The 15,340-nt window shown below is 60.9% G+C and carries 12 protein-coding genes; 5 read left to right on the forward strand and 7 right to left on the reverse strand.

Annotated elements, in window-relative coordinates:
- Positions 1-1,555 (reverse strand): retention module-containing protein (locus tag AC13EY_RS01845; RefSeq protein WP_482890392.1); only part of this gene is annotated, 1,555 nt, incomplete at its 3' end.
- A 418-nt stretch (positions 1,556-1,973) separates the two neighbouring features.
- Between AC13EY_RS01845 and AC13EY_RS01850 the strand changes: the two genes are divergently transcribed.
- The 3 genes from AC13EY_RS01850 to AC13EY_RS01860 are packed head-to-tail and all read left to right on the forward strand — an operon-like array spanning position 1,974 to position 6,880.
- The gene (locus AC13EY_RS01850) at positions 1,974-3,332 is read left to right on the forward strand and encodes a TolC family outer membrane protein (protein ID WP_482876240.1); all 1,359 of its coding nucleotides are present in this window, start codon (positions 1,974-1,976) and stop codon (positions 3,330-3,332) included.
- A gap of 22 nt (positions 3,333-3,354) precedes the next feature.
- On the forward strand, positions 3,355-5,529 hold the full coding sequence (locus AC13EY_RS01855; RefSeq protein ID WP_482876274.1) for a type I secretion system permease/ATPase: 2,175 nt from the start codon (positions 3,355-3,357) through the stop codon (positions 5,527-5,529).
- On the forward strand, positions 5,513-6,880 hold the full coding sequence (locus tag AC13EY_RS01860; RefSeq protein ID WP_482876241.1) for an HlyD family type I secretion periplasmic adaptor subunit: 1,368 nt from the start codon (positions 5,513-5,515) through the stop codon (positions 6,878-6,880). Before AC13EY_RS01855 ends, AC13EY_RS01860 begins: the two co-directional genes overlap by 17 nt.
- Before the next feature lie 5 nt (positions 6,881-6,885).
- Here AC13EY_RS01860 and AC13EY_RS01865 read toward each other — a convergent pair whose 3' ends face one another.
- The 6 genes from AC13EY_RS01865 to AC13EY_RS01890 all read right to left on the reverse strand — a co-directional run bounded on the left by AC13EY_RS01865 (position 6,886) and on the right by AC13EY_RS01890 (position 12,422).
- Positions 6,886-7,509 (reverse strand): DsbA family protein, encoded by a 624-nt coding sequence (locus AC13EY_RS01865; RefSeq protein ID WP_482876242.1) that lies wholly within the window; start codon positions 7,507-7,509, stop codon positions 6,886-6,888.
- Between the two features lie 17 nt (positions 7,510-7,526).
- The gene (gene trhO, locus AC13EY_RS01870) at positions 7,527-8,477 is read right to left on the reverse strand and encodes an oxygen-dependent tRNA uridine(34) hydroxylase TrhO (protein WP_482876243.1); all 951 of its coding nucleotides are present in this window, start codon (positions 8,475-8,477) and stop codon (positions 7,527-7,529) included.
- A 104-nt stretch (positions 8,478-8,581) separates the two neighbouring features.
- Positions 8,582-8,899, reverse strand: a complete 318-nt coding sequence (locus AC13EY_RS01875; protein ID WP_410172334.1) for a BolA family protein — start codon at positions 8,897-8,899, stop codon at positions 8,582-8,584.
- 217 nt (positions 8,900-9,116) lie between these two features.
- The gene (locus AC13EY_RS01880; protein WP_482876246.1) at positions 9,117-10,088 is read right to left on the reverse strand and encodes an IS110 family RNA-guided transposase; all 972 of its coding nucleotides are present in this window, start codon (positions 10,086-10,088) and stop codon (positions 9,117-9,119) included.
- Between the two features lie 303 nt (positions 10,089-10,391).
- On the reverse strand, positions 10,392-11,372 hold the full coding sequence (locus AC13EY_RS01885; RefSeq protein WP_228247248.1) for a DMT family transporter: 981 nt from the start codon (positions 11,370-11,372) through the stop codon (positions 10,392-10,394).
- Between the two features lie 102 nt (positions 11,373-11,474).
- Positions 11,475-12,422, reverse strand: coding sequence for an HPP family protein (locus AC13EY_RS01890; RefSeq protein ID WP_269687695.1), 948 nt, complete (start codon positions 12,420-12,422; stop codon positions 11,475-11,477).
- Positions 12,423-12,535: 113 nt separating this feature from the next.
- Between AC13EY_RS01890 and AC13EY_RS01895 the strand changes: the two genes are divergently transcribed.
- Both AC13EY_RS01895 and mnmC read left to right on the forward strand, forming a co-directional pair.
- Entirely contained in the window at positions 12,536-12,886 is a 351-nt protein-coding gene (locus AC13EY_RS01895; protein WP_482876248.1) for a 4a-hydroxytetrahydrobiopterin dehydratase, read from the forward strand.
- 355 nt (positions 12,887-13,241) lie between these two features.
- A complete protein-coding gene (gene mnmC / locus AC13EY_RS01900) occupies positions 13,242-15,236 on the forward strand; it encodes a bifunctional tRNA (5-methylaminomethyl-2-thiouridine)(34)-methyltransferase MnmC2/FAD-dependent 5-carboxymethylaminomethyl-2-thiouridine(34) oxidoreductase MnmC1 (protein WP_482876250.1) in 1,995 nt (664 codons plus the stop codon).
- Positions 15,237-15,340 lie beyond the last annotated feature (104 nt).

The following is a 15,340-nucleotide window of genomic DNA, read 5'->3' on the forward strand; positions in this document are numbered from 1 at the left end:
CGCCGCGCACGGCGCTGGAGCTGCCCAGAGTCGCACCATCCGGGTCGCTCAGGGTCAGGGTCAGGTTCTCGAAGGTCCCGACACCCCCTTCAAACAGGGCGTCGTCCAGGGTCGGAATACGAATCTCGCCGTTCAGATCACCGCCCGGAATCTCCAGCACACCGCTGATGGTCTGGGTATCCAGATCCGCCGCGCTGCCGGTGTTGGAGGTCAGGGTCCAGCTGAGGGTCACGGCCTCGGTGGACTCGTCGCTCATGGTGACGTTGAACACCAGGTCTTCACCTTCAACCACCCGCGACCCTACGCCATTGAGCTGTTCCAGATTGAGCTCCGGCACGTCGTTATCTTCGATCTGACCAGTCACGCTGGTTGTGCTACCCAGATTCGCACCCGATACCGAGGTCAGGGTCATGGTCAGATCTTCAAAACTGCCCGCACCGCCTTCGAACAGGCTGTCATCAAAGGTTGGAATGGTGATGCTGCCGGTGGTGCTGCCTGCCGGAATAACCACGCTGCCGGAGTAGACAACCGGATCAGTCAAATCGCCTGCTTCGGCGCTGCCGTTCAGGGTTATTGTCCAGTTGACAGTCACGTCCTCATCGGATGCACCGCTCATGGTGATGCCGAAGACCAGGTCACCGCCTTCGACGGTCTGTGCGCCGATACCGTCAGCATCGTCCAGGTTGACGACCGGAATGGCGTCATTGTCTTCGATCAGGCCCACTGCAGACACATCACCCGGCACCGCCGCAACGACATCGGTAATGGACACAACCAGGTCTTCAAAGGAACCTGGACCGCCTTCGAAAAGAGCGTCATCGAAGGTCGGAATCGACAGCAGATAACTGGTCTCACCGGCCGGAATGGTGACCGTACCGGTCAAGAGAGTGCCGCCGGGCAGGTCATCGCCGTCAGCAGAGCCCAGGGTTACGCTCCAGGTAAAGGTAACCGGCACCGTGCTGGGTGCGGAGAGGGACACCAGAAAGTCGAGAGAGCCGCCTTCTACCGCCTGCGCACCGTCTACATCGCCGCCGGGCTCAACCGGTGTAATGGAAATAACCGGGCCGCCATCCTCGGGCAGAAACAGGTCTTCTTCGTTGGGAATCTCAAGGGGAGCGGACGCAATCGGGCCGGTATCCAGGCCAACGTCGGGGGTCACACGCAGATCAAGACGATCAAGCAAAACGAAGGAATGGCCACCACCCTGACCACCGGCACCCGCTGCGCCGGCCGCCGGACCGGCCGCTGTCGCCTCAAGCAATTGGGTCGGGTCAACACCGGCTGCGATCGCCGCCTGAATGGCGTCAATATCCAGATCCTGGGGCTGGTCTGTTGCTGCGGCAGCTTCATCGTCGGCAACGCGGAAGGAAGAGTCACGACCCAAGTCGACCTCGCGACCATCGCTCAATTCAAGCGATACACTGCCCTGCTCGCCGGTAAATACCTGTTCACCGGCCATCAAACGGTCGCCTTCAACCAGCAGGCGCTTCTCCCCGCTGGGCGCGACTGCAAAGACCTGACCGACAACCTGAGTAACTTTTGCGCTGGTAGCCATTTTCATGACTCCTTTCATTTCATGTGGACAACAGCCCCGGGACTGTCAATTCCTGACATCACCCGGGAACCCTCGGCTTCCCTTCACTACCCTCAACGCCGGCTCCGCTAGACTTCCCCTGACGAGACAGCCACCCTACGACGCGCGAGATTCAAAGCCAACCAATTGACGATGAAATAACATAAATATTCATTCGTCAATTTGATGACTATGTGTAAATATACTAAACCTTCAGGGAACACGCTCTTACTGTTTTAGATGCTTTGGCAATATAGCCGCAGGAAGCTGCTCCAATTTAGTATCAAAACAGTATTACAGAGACAGCTCTCCCGCCGAAAAGCCTGACTAGACTTGAGAGCATGCGTGGAGCCTGTCATCCACCGCACAAATACTACTGGCGCACCATCAAGGAGGATCTATGAAATCCTTAACCCCGTGGCAGTTTCTTGCACTGCCGCTGACCCTGTCCGTCTCTCTGGCGGTTTCGGCGCAGTCGCTGCCCGAAGCCATCCAGACCGCTATCGACAACCACCCGGAGCTGCGCGCTTCTGCCAGCAGCCGACTTTCAGCGGAAGAAGACCTCAGGGGAGCACGGGCAGGATATTACCCGACGGTTGATCTGACCGGCGGCTACGGCAGGGAAGGCACCGACAGTCCGGCCACTCGCGCTGCGGGTGAGCACTGGGAAAAACTGAACCGCGGCGAGGGCGCACTGCGTCTCGGGCAGATGCTGTTCGACGGCTTTGCCACCGCCAACGAGGTTGGCCGCAACGTCGCGACCGTCAACTCCCGCGCCTACCGCGTACTGAGCACCGCCGAGCAGATCGGCCTGGCCACTGCCGACGCCTACCATCAGGTACTGATGCGCCGCGAGATGGTACGCCTGGCTGAGGAAAACATGCGCAGCCACGAACGTGTTCATGATCAGATCCGCCTGCGCAGCGAGCGCGGCGTCGGCCGCAATGCCGACCTGGATCAGGCCGAAGCGCGTCTGGCCCTGGCCCGCAACAATCTGGTTACCGAACAGGCCAACCTGGCCGATGCCGAAGCAGTCTATTACAGCATCGTCAGCCAGCCACCGGGCGATCTGACACTGCCCGCGCCCATTACCGGCATGCTGCCCGAGTCGGTGGAAGCAGCGCTGCAGGACATCCCCAATAACCCGTACATCAAGACCGCCGAGGCCGATCGCACTGCCGCCGAACGCCAGTACGAGGCCGCCAAATCGCCCTTCTACCCGCGCTTTGACCTGGAGCTGTCACGCAACTTCGACAACGACCTGGACGGCACCGACGGCCACTACAACGAATGGCAGGCCATGGTGCGGATGCGCTACAACCTGTTCAGCGGCGGCCGCGACAAGGCTCGCATGGCGTCCAGTGCGCACCAGATCAACGAAGCAATCGAGATTCGCAACAATGCCTACCGTCAACTGAGTGAAGAGTTGCGGCTGGCCTGGAACGCCATGGACAGCGCGCGCAAACAGGTACCGATCGCCCAGCAGTATGTTGATCATACCGTTCGCGTTCGCGAAGCCTACCGCTCACAGTTCAACATTGGTGAGCGCACCCTGCTCGACCTGCTGGACAGTGAGAACGAGCTGTTCACAGCGCAACGCCGGCTGACCGAAACCCGATTCTCCGAGTATCTGGCGCAGTACCGCCTGCTGGCGGTTGCCGGTGAACTGCTGCGCAGCCAGTCGGTAGTACCGCCGGCTGAATCAATGGCTCTGAGCGATTCCGGCTCTTCCAATTCCGATTTGCCGACAGGTCAATAACGTTTTGACAACGCCTGATGTACTGACGGGGCCGCAAGGCCCCGAACAGGGGGCGAGCAGCAACGCGGGGGACGACCCCCGCAGCCGCTTCGATGATCCACTGCTTGATGCGCTGCTGATTCTCTGCACCTGCCTGCAGGTGCGGACCAGTCGTGGCGTGCTGGCTGCTGGCCTGCCTCTGCGCGACCAGCGCCTGACACCGGAGTTGCTGCCTCGCGCGGCGGCAAGGGCCAATCTGCAAGGTCGAATCCTCAATCGTCCGCTGGACCAGATTGACGCCATTGCCCTGCCCGCACTGCTGTTTCTCAAGGATGGCCGCAACGTTGTGCTTGAGTCCTGGCAGGACGGCAAGGCACGCCTGCTGACCAGTGAATCCGCCGGCGGCGCCAAGCTGATGGACAAGTCGGCACTGGCAGAGCTGTATAGCGGCAAAGCCTTTTTTGCCCAGCCCAGACACCGCTTCGAGGTGCAGTTCGATTCCCCGCTGCCTCGCACGAAACATTGGTTCAAGGATACCCTTCGGCTTTCGCGTCGCCTGTATTCCGATGCGATGGTTGCCAGCTTTCTGATCAACCTGATTGCGTTGATGACGCCGCTGTTTGTCATGAACGTCTACGATCGGGTGGTACCCAACCAGGCCACGACTACGCTGTGGGTACTGGCTATCGGTATATCGCTGGCACTGTTGTTTGATTTGATCCTGCGCACACTGCGCAGCTACTTCCTCGATCTTGCCGGGAAAAAGACCGACATCATCCTGTCGGCGACGCTGTTTGAGCGAATTCTCGGCATGAACCTCAAGGCCCGCCCGACGCGGGTCGGCAGTTTTGCGCAGAATATTCACGAGTTTCAGAGCCTGCGCGACTTTTTGACCTCGCTGACCCTGACCAGCCTGATTGATGTGCCGTTCTCACTGCTGATCCTGCTGGTAATCGGAATAATCGGCGGACCACTGGTCGCCATTCCGCTGCTGGCCTTTCCTCTGACGTTATTGCTGGGCTGGCTTATTCAGGGGCCGCTGTCGCGCTGCATAGATCAGACCCTGCACCTGTCGAGTGAACGCCAGGCGATGCTGATCGAGACCCTGGGCGGCATCGACCTGCTGAAGGTCAACTGCGCCGAAAGCGAAAAGCAGCGCCAGTGGGAAACCACCGTGGGCGCGCTCGGGCGCCTGGAGATGAAAGCGCGAAAACTCTCGACTCTCGCGGTCAACGGCACCCTGTTCATACAGCAGCTGGCCGGCATCGCGATGATTGTCAGCGGGGTCTATCTGATCGGCGATGGCGCCATCAGCATGGGCGGTTTGATCGCCTGCTACCTGCTCAACAGCCGCGCCCTGGCACCGCTGTCACAGGTATCCAGTCTGCTCACGCGCTACCAGCAGGCGCGCCTGACCATCGGCACTACCGACGAAATGATGAGCATGCCGCAGGAGCGCCAGCCTCAGGCCATTGCGACTCAACGCCGCCAGCTGCATGGGGCCATCGAGGCGCGAGACCTCTGCTTTACCTATCCCGGTCAGCAGTATCCCGCGCTCGACCACCTGAACCTGCGCATCCTGCCCGGCGAGCACATCGGCATCATCGGACGCAGTGGTTCGGGCAAAAGCACACTGGAGAAGCTGCTGCTGAATCTGTATCAGCCCGACAGCGGACATCTGCTGGTTGATGGCGTTGATATCCAGCAACTGGAGGTAGCCGACCTGCGCCACAACATCGGTTACGTACCGCAGGATATTCAACTGTTCAACGGCACCCTGCGCGACAACCTGACCCTGGGCGCGCGCTACGTAGACGACGAGCGCCTGCAGCAAGTAGCCGACATGGCCGGGGTTAGCGAGTTCGCCCGCCTGCACCCGCTTGGGCTGAATCTGCAGGTTGGCGAGCGCGGCATGAACCTCTCAGGCGGCCAGCGGCAGGCCGTGGCAGTCGCCCGCGCGCTGCTGCTTGACCCGCCGGTACTGGTGCTGGATGAACCCACCAGCGCCATGGACAACAGCAGTGAGGAACGCCTCAAGCGTCAGCTGCAACCCATTTTGCACAACCGTACGCTGTTGCTGGTGACCCACCGGGCTTCAATGCTGTCGCTGGTGAACCGGCTGATTGTGATTGACGGCGGCAAGATTGTCGCCGACGGCCCCAAGGAACAGGTACTGGAAGCCTTGCGCAAAGGACACGTGAATGTCGCACGGAGCTAAACCCACCCTGCAGTTGGGTAACAAGCCTGCCCCCGCTAGCGCCGCGGCTGCAGACACGCCATTGCAGGATCTGACCCACGCCATTCTGGAGGACTCCCCCAGATCAGCTCGGCTGATGCTCTGGGCGCTGGTGGCGTTTTTGCTGACCGGGCTGCTTTGGGCACACTTTGCCAAGGTGGAGGAGCTGACACGCGGGCTGGGCAAGGCCATCCCGCCCGGCAAGCTGCAGCGGGTGCAGAACCTGGAAGGCGGCATCGTTGCCGAGATTCTGGTCCGCGAAGGTCAGATCGTCGAGAAAGGCGCCCCGCTATTGCGCCTCGACGACACCCGGTTCGCCTCCAATGTCCAGGAAACCCGTGCTGAACAGCTGGGCAAACAGGCTGCACTGGCCCGTCTGACTGCCGAAGCCGAAGGTGGCGAGCTGGTGATGCCGGACGAGGTTCTGCGAGATGCTCCGGAGCTTGCCGAAGCGGAAGTGGCCCTGTACCAGTCGCGGCAACGGCGGCTGGCGGATGAGCTGGCGATTCTCGATGAGCAGCGCCGTCAACGCGAACAGGAGTTGAACGAGCTCCGCTCAAAGCAGCGTCAGTTCCGCAATAGTCTGGGGCTGCTGCAGCGCGAGATCAGCATGTCTGCACCGCTGGTGAAAGACGGTGCCATCTCCGAGGTAGAAGTGCTGCGCTTGCGCCGGGCCGAGGTGGAAACACGCGGCAATCTGGACGGCACCACCCTGGCCATACCGCGCGCCGAGTCGGCGTTACGCGAGGTCGAACGCAAAGCCGAGGAAGCACGTAACCGCTTCCGCAGCGAAGCCTTTGAAGAGCTAAATCAGACCCGCATTGACCTGCAAAAATCGTCTGCGTCAGGGCTGGCACTTGAAGACCGGGTGCGTCGGACGCTGGTAACCTCGCCCGTGCACGGTATCGTGCAGCAGCTACTGGTCAACACTATTGGCGGCGTTATTCAGCCGGGCAGTGATCTGGTGGAAATCATTCCGCTGGAGGATACCCTGCTGTTCGAGGCGCGTATCCGCCCGCAGGACATTGCCTTCCTGCATCCAGGCCAGGAGGCCATGATCAAGATTACCGCCTATGACTACACCATCTATGGCGGGCTCAAGGGGGAACTGGAGCATATCAGCGCCGATACGGTCACTGACGAGAATGGCGACAGCTTCTATCTGATTCGCCTGCGTACCGACAAGAACCACCTGGGCAGCGAGGAGAATCCGTTGCTGATCATCCCCGGCATGGTCGCCAGTGTCGACATCATTACCGGCCGCAAGAGTATCCTCAGCTATCTGCTCAAGCCGGTACTGCGTGCCCAGGCCGAGGCGCTGCGCGAGCGCTGATACGCTCAGGCTGCAGCGCCGACCCAGCGCTGCAGCAGCGCCAGCACCTCATTTGGCGAGCGATAGCCATTGCCCAGCAGCGCCAGCTGCCCGTCGCGCTCGGCGAACAGAATCGGCAGCTCGGCCAGTCCCCGATCAGCCGCCCAGCCCCAATCCTCATCGAGCAGTTGCTGCGTATCGGCCTGATCGAAGCGTGCCGCAAATTCAACCGGGTCATAGCCGTTGGCAGCGGCAATCTCAAGCAAGACCGCTGGCCGGGTAATATCCATGCATTCGGCGAAAAACGCCTGCTGCATGGCCCGAACAAAGGGCCACAGCCGCTCGACGTCGAGGGCGCGCGCAACAATCAGTGCCTGACTGGCGGGACGCACGTTGTAGATCAAGGGTTCGGGCAATGCCTGCGGGTCGGCAAACGGCTGACCACTGAGCGCAGCGACTGATTGCCAGTGGGCGGCCAGCGCCTGGCGGGAGGCGTTATCAAGCGGCGCCTGCAGGTGCGGCCGCAAACTGCCGGCCACCAGGTGGACCGGCACATCAGGATGGGCCTGGAATATCGCATCAATCAGCGGCGCCAGACCCCAGCACCATGAACACATCGGGTCCATCACGTAGATCAGGCGCTGCTGCATGGCGTACTCCGGGTCGGTCAGCTATCGGCCTTGGCGTTGGGCGAGGCCAGTTGCGGGGGCATGCCAATCGGATGCGGAAGGTTGCGCGCCTTGGCCAGCTGAATCTGGCGCTGACGCTCTTCGGCGCGTTGCCGGGTTTTCTCCGGCAGGCTGTCGTAGCAATGCGGGCAACTGATGCCCTCTTCGTATTGCGGCGATGCCATATCCTCGGCGGATACCGGGTGACGACAGGCGTGACACTGATCGAATGACCCCGGGGCCAGATCATGGCGCACGGTTACCCGGTTGTCGAACACGAAGCACTCACCGTTCCACATCGACTCTTCGGCCGGCACATCTTCAAAGTACTTGAGAATACCGCCCTTGAGGTGAAATACCTCATCAAAGCCTTCCTCCAGCATATAGCTGGAGGCCTTTTCGCAGCGGATGCCCCCGGTACAGAACATTGCCACCTTTTTGTGACGTTTTGGATCGAAGTGCGCGCGCACGTATTCCGGAAACTCGCGAAAGGTCTTGGTTTTCGGATCGATCGCACCCTGGAAGGTGCCGATCGAGACTTCGTAGTCGTTGCGGGTGTCGATCAGCAGCACCTCGGGATCGCTGATCAGGGCGTTCCAGTCCTTTGCCTCGACATAGGTGCCGACCTTGCTGGTTGGCGAAATGCCGGGCACGCCGAGGGTGACGATTTCTTTCTTGAGCTTGACCTTGGTGCGGTAGAACGGCATCTCGTCGCAGTAGGACTCCTTGTAGTCCAGGTCTGCCAGACGGGTATCGGAACGCAGCCAGTCCAGCACCCGGTCCATGCCTTCACGGGGGCCGGCGATGGTGCCATTCATGCCCTCTCGCGCCAGCAGCAGGGTACCTTTGACGCCGTTGGCGACAAGGGTATCAAGCAGGGGTTGGCGAAGAGCTTCGTAGTCGTCCAGCTGGACGAACTTGTAGAGTGCCACAACAACGATTGCAGACATGCTTACCTCGGTATTCAGTGAGCGCCCGCGTAAAGGGCGTACGTTTTGAAGCGGCGCATTCTAGCAAAGTGACCGCCGGCGACAAACCACCGGCAGACGGAGGGTCAGTGCTGGTCTGCCTTGCTGCCACCCAGGCAGTTGGGCGAAGCCGGCGCCTGCTGACGCTGCTGCCACTCGGCCGGTGTGTAAGTGTGCAGGGCCAGCGCGTGAATACGCTGCATCAGTTCGCCCAGGGTGGCATATACCAGCTGGTGCCGCTTGACCGAATTTAGCGCGCTGAAGCGCTCACTGACCACCACCGCCTTGAAATGCGACTCCGAGCCGGGCGGCACGCTATGCATATGGCTTTCGTTGATCAACTCCAGATGCGCAGGGTTCAGTGCCTGCAGGGCCTGTTCAAGTGCTTGTTGGACGACAGCCATAGTCATCTCCTGAAAAAGGTTTTCTCGTAATAGCGGCGGCCTTGGCATTCGCAGGGCGGACTAAGCGCAGCGTATCCGCAGTGCTCCACATTTTCAGCCCCGGTGGCCAACGCTATGCGTTGACCACCCTACAGGCGATATGTCGCAGGGCCTGGCAAAGCAGCCGATGACGATGCCGGGCCACGGCGGGGATAATGCGTAGATACCGTCTTCCAACTTAGTGCGCAATGGCCAATGCGGGATCGAAGGGCTTACCTGATTTGAGTACGCCATAGGCGATACTCAGCAGCTTACGCATGGCCGCGCACACGGTTTGCTTACCCATTTTGCCCCTGGCCCTCAGACGCTCGACTTGCGCCTTGATCGCCGGGTTGTAGGTCATCGCTACAACAGCAGGTAGGTAGAGGGCACTGCGTAGTCGAGCTGACCCTGTTCGTGAGATGCGGGTACGACCGTAGAAGGCGCCTGACTCTTGCAGGCGCGGGTCTAGGCCCGCGAACGCAGTGACCGCGCGGGAATGGGTAAAGCGTTCTATCTCGCCCAGCTCAGCCAGGATCAGCGCCGCTGTCTTGTCAGCGATGCCGTCGATGCTCACCAGCAGATCACGTTTACCACGTAGATCCGGGTCATCATCGATATGCTGCTTGATCTGCTTTAGCGTCCATTCGATTTGTTCATTGAGCCGCTGCACGATCGCCTGAATCGAGTCCTTGACGTTTTCCCGGCTGACATCAAGTCGGTTCAGCTCCATCTGCCGCAGTGCTTGAAGGTCTTCCAGATGCCGGGTTAGCGCTCGCAGCTGGCGCAGTGACCGGGGTTCGGGTTGCCAGGCTCGCAGGTGATCCAGGTGGCGCTGACCATAGGTGGCGATCAGCTTGGCATCGAGCTTATCTGTTTTGCTACGCTGCAACTGACTTTGAGCGTAGCGAGCAATTTGTGCGGGGTTGAGCACTGCGATTCGATAACCTAGAGCATGGAAATGCTCGGCGAGTGCTTCATGGTAGATGCCGGTAGCTTCCATCACGATCCAGGCCCCTGGCTCAGCATGGCGCTGGAGCCAGTCTTCAAAGACGGCGAAGCCTGCCTGATCGTTGCTTAATTTGCTCTTGGTTCGGTGTTTGCCGTTGGGCTGCAGTATGGCCAGATCAAAAGTGCGCTTGGCGATATCAATGCCCACTACCAGTGTCATGAGATGTCCTCCATGCAGTCGTCTTGATGATCACGTCACCCCGTCCAACCTTGTGCAATGCGAGCTCTTGCGGCTCTAGATACCGTTCGGACTTGAGGGATGAAATGGAGGTGGCAGCCCAATCTACGCTGCAAGCTCGGCGGCTTAAGGGCGGACACGGCTTACCAGCCTCCCCCGAGGATCAGTCGGGAACTATGCCCCCTTGGAGAGGCAGTAGTCGAGATACAAGGGCGGACTAAGCGTAGCGTGTCCGCCATCGATGCTTGGCAACCATTCTAACGCAACAATCGACCGACGATTGCCTCAGGACCCGGCTGGCGGCGGTGTAACGGCAAGGCGGCGCAGACGCCGCTGCCGAATACTGTTCATCAGGCTTGGTGCCAGCGCAATCAATGCCGAGCCTGCAACCACCATCAGTGCGCCCAGATAGGCGAGGCTGTTGAGAATCTCCGGCTCGATCACCCCCGGCCAGAGCATGGCCCCAAGGGCCACCAGCGAGAAGGTAAACAGCGGCGTAGTAGTCACGGTCGCGCTCACCCGGGACGCCTCCCAATGCGCCAGCGCTTCGGCAAAGGCACCGTAGGCAACCAGCGTATTGAGGCAGCAGCCCAGCAGCAGCCAGCCTTGCAGAGGAGTGAGGCTGAGCACCTGGGTTGGTGTAGCAAGCGGGGTGATCAGCGCAGCGCACGAGAGGTAGATGACCATCATCACCGATACCGACGACCAGACCGTCAGCAGCTGCTTCTGGGCCAGGCCGTAAAGCGCCCAACTGAAAGCCGAGGCAATCGCGATCAGGATACCCAGGGTGTAGCTGCTCATTTGCGTCATCAACTCAACCAGTCGCTGATTGAAGAACAGCGCAAATCCCGGCAACAGGACGACCAGCCCGAGTACCTGGCCGACCCCGAAACGCTCGCGGAAAAGCAACATGCTGCCAATCATCAGCATGATCGGCGCGGTCTGAATAATCAATTGCATGGTCCCGGCCGACAGCCGGTTGAGCGCCATCAGATAGAGCACGTAGTTGAACGCCAGACCCAGCACGGCGATAACCAGCAAGCCCCGATTGCGCGTCGACAGCGCACGAATCGAGGGCAGCTTGCGTTTGGCGGCCAGCCAGATCAGAAGCACCAGACCGGCGCTCAGCAGGCGATACCAGGTCACGGTATAGGGGTCCATGACCTTGAGCACTTCCTTGAGCATGATCGGCAGCACACCCCAGAGCAGAGTGGTGGTTAACGCCAACAGGAATCCGTACAACCAACGGCCGGATGAAACATGCATGCTGCAAACTCGGAAAGCAAAGGGAGGGAACGCTATTCTAGAAAGCCGCCTCGCATCGCAACAGAGACAGTTTCAGCTGGCTTGCACCCCTAACTGTACCGGTCAGGCCTCGGTTGCAGGCTGCGCGTCGGTGACCCGGTGCCACTGCCGCCCCTGCTCATCCGGCGCCACCCTGTAGCGCGCCCACCGGACAAACTCGCTGACCCGGCAGATGCCATTGCCGCCCTCGCCCGCACCCTTGATGATGCGGTAACGCACGCGACCGGCGCGCCCCGGCCGGCTGACTACCTGCAGCACCTCGCGCACCGACCAGTTCCGACCCGGCAAGCCGTTGCTGTAGAAGCCACCCGGCTCCAGGTCGGCCGCAGTCACGCCCTTGCTCTGCGCGTTGGCGTTGGCCAGCTCGACAAGTCGCAGCAGATCGTTGAAGTCGATATCCATGTAGGCGTTCATTTGCTTGAGCGCATGCTCGAAATCTTCCGGCGCGATACCCGGCGCCCGGCCTATGGCATGCCGAGTCAACGGCAACGGGTAGCGCCGGCTGGTGAACAGGCTGTTGAACAGCACGGCAAACAGCACAATAACCAGTACATCAAGCAAGATCGGATAGAGCACGAAACTGAAGCCCGCATCGACAATCTGCGGCCCGCCCAGCACCACAATCATGGCGGTTGCGCTGCCCGGCGGATGCAGGCAGCGGGCATACATCATGATGATGACGCTCCCCCCCACAGCCAGGGCGGCGAGCCAGAACCCGGAAGGCAACCACTGCACACAGGCCACTCCGAACAGCGCAGACAGCACATGGCCGCCAATGACCGACCAGGGTTGCGACAGGGTGCCGTGGGGCATGGCGAACACCAGCACCGCGCTGGCGCCCATCGAGCCGGTCACCCACAGCGCACTCTCTGCGCTCATCACCAGATGGGTAATCCAGTACAGCAGAATCAGCGCCAGCGTCGTGCCCAGCGCCGAGATCAGCTTTTCCTGATGGGTGGTACTGTCCGGGCGCCAACCGAGGAATCTGAGCCACCGGCGCAACCACCGCACACGAATCACCTGTCCGAATCCCCCAATTTTGTCACCATGCGCAAGATGATAACGCGTTCCACCCATCCGCGAACTGCTAAGCTGCCTGAGAAACCCTCTGCTGGAGCACAAACATGCACGACCTGGCCGAACGAGAATTAGCATCGGCAGATAACGCCAGCGCACTGGTGCAGGAGCAGATTCTGGCCCTGCTCGCCGCCCTCCCCGACTGGGAGCTGAATTGTGTCGAGGGCATTCACCGCATTGAACGGGTCTACCCCTTTGCCGACTTCGCCAGTGCCCTGGCGTTCGCCAACCGGGTCGGCGCTCTGGCAGAGGAACAGGATCATCACCCGGCGCTGCTGCTCGAGTGGGGGCGGGTCACCACCAGTTGGTGGAGTCACTCGCTGGGCGGGGTGCATATGAATGACCTGATCATGGCGGCGCGCACCGAGCGGCTATTCCAGAGCGGCGAGCCCCGCTGAGGGCGATTGGCGACATCACCGCGTGCGCTTGTAGCCATTTTGTCTAACACAATTCCACGCCGGGCCGGAACACCCGGGCATCGCGTGCTATAACAAAAAACAGGCACTATTTATCGCTACCGCGATCCGTTTTGCGGCCTCCCGTCCAACCAGACCATGCGCCGCCTGATACCCACAAGGTATTCATGCTAATAAAAACAAGAAGGCATATGCCATGAAATCGCTGCTCAAACCCAAATGGTCCACCGTTGCGCTGGTTGTCCTGGCTACCTGGCTGCTGCTGATTCTGCCCAATATGGGGTAACGGCCGTCGGCACGGTACAATAACCGGGAATCCCGTATCCCCGGAGCCTGCGTGAGCGCACCTACTGTCGAGTCTGCCGACCTGGTCTGGATGGAAGGCGACCAGCCCTTCTCCAGTCGCTTTGATGATGTCTATTTTTCCCGCGACAGCGGCCTGGAAGAGACCCGGCACGTATTTTTGACCCACAACCGCCTGGCAGAGCGCTGGCGCGCGATGGCCGCTGGCGAGCATTTCTGCATCGCGGAAACCGGGTTCGGCACCGGACTTAACTTTCTCGCCGCCTGGCAGCTGTGGCAGGCCAGCGCGCCCGACGATACCTATCTACACTTCGTCAGCACGGAAAAATACCCGCTCGCGCGCACGGACCTGCAACGCGCCCTGGCCATCTGGTCAGAGCTGGCAGACCTGAGTGCCGAATTGCTGGATCAATATCAGGATCTGACGCCCGGCTGGCAGCACTTTTCCTTTGCCGGTGGACGCGTCACCCTGACCCTGCTGATTGGCGATCTGTTCGATACCCTGCCGGAGTTGGACGCTCCCGTTGACGCCTGGTTTCTCGACGGGTTTGCCCCGGCACGCAATCCGGACATGTGGCAGCCGGCGCTGTATCAGCGCATGGCGGAACTGTCACGGCCGGGCGCCACGGTCGCGACCTTTACCAGCGTCGGTGATGTGCGCCGGGGACTGATCGCTGCCGGCTTCGAGATGCGCAAGGTCAAGGGTTTTGGTCGCAAACGCGATATGCTCTGCGGTCAGCTGCAGCAGCCGCCAGCGCAACCCTGGCGAGCCCCCTGGTATGCTCGACCGGAAAGATCGGGAAAGCGCTCGGCGATCATCATCGGCGCTGGTCTGGCTGGCTGCAGCACTGCCCACGCCCTCGCCCCCCGCGGCTGGCAGGTGCAGGTTATCGAGCGTTTACCCGACATCGCGGGTGCCGCCTCCGGCAATCCGCAAGGCATTCTCTACTGCAAGCTATCGCCCCACCATCCGCCGCTGTCGCGGTTTATTCAAAGCGCCTATCAGTACAGCCTGCGCCTGCTGCAGCGCGAACTGAAACAGGGCGAAGGGCGCTGGCATGCCTGCGGCGTCCTGCAGCTGGGCACGGACGACAAGGAGCAGCGCCGACAACAGGGACTGGCAAGCCAGGGCTATCCCGCCAGTTTCCTGCAGGCAGTCGATGCCCGCCAGGCCAGCGCGCTCGCCGGCGTGGAGATCAGCAGTCCCGGCCTGTTCTTCCCCGCAGGCGGCTGGGTCAGTCCGCCAACCCTGTGCCGGCAGTTGCTTGAGCACCCCAATATCGAGGTCAGAACCACCACTGCCGTCGCCGATCTGCGCTATGACGGCAGCCAGTGGCAGTTACTGAACGAACAGGGCGATTGCCTCGCTGCCAGCAGCACGGTGATCATCTGCGGCGCCCACGAGACAGCGCGTTTCTCCCAGACCCGCCATCTTTCGCTGAAACCGATCCGCGGCCAGATCACCCATCTGCCGGCCGACGCACACAGTAGCCGACTGAAGACGGTTCTCTGCGCTGATGGCTATGTATCGCCGGCAAGGCAAGGCGAGCATCACCTCGGGGCAAGCTTTCGCTTTGACCGCCTCGACCTGACGCCCAGCAAAGAGGAAAACCGCCATAATCTGCAGCTACTGCAAAGCCTGTCGCCTGAACTGCACCGCCATTTCAGCGCGACAGCGCCGCAGGGCGCACGTGTCGGCTTGCGCTGCACTGCCCCGGACTACCTGCCGCTGCTGGGGCCAGTGCTGGACCCCGACGCATTCCTTGATCAGTACGCGGTTCTGGGCAAGGACGCTTCGCAGCAACCAACGGGCCCCGCGCCCTGGCAGCCTGGGCTGTACGTCAACACCGCACACGGATCACGCGGTCTGATCAGTGCCCCACTCAGCGGAGAGTTGCTGGCTGCCTGGCTTGGTGACGAGCCGCTGCCGCTGCCGCGGGACCTCAGTGAAGCCGTGCACCCCTCCCGTTTTCTGCTGCGTCAGTTGGTCAGGGGCAACGCCTCCAGCAGCCAGAAATCGAAGCAGTAGCGGCGGCGATAATGACCCTGTGCTAGCATTCGGATAGATCAAAACAAATAACAAAAGATCACACGCTGGTGGTCTAGCCGAGTGCACTCTGTATGCGTTTGTGC

It is taken from the genome of Halopseudomonas sp. L-58 (assembly GCF_056859475.1).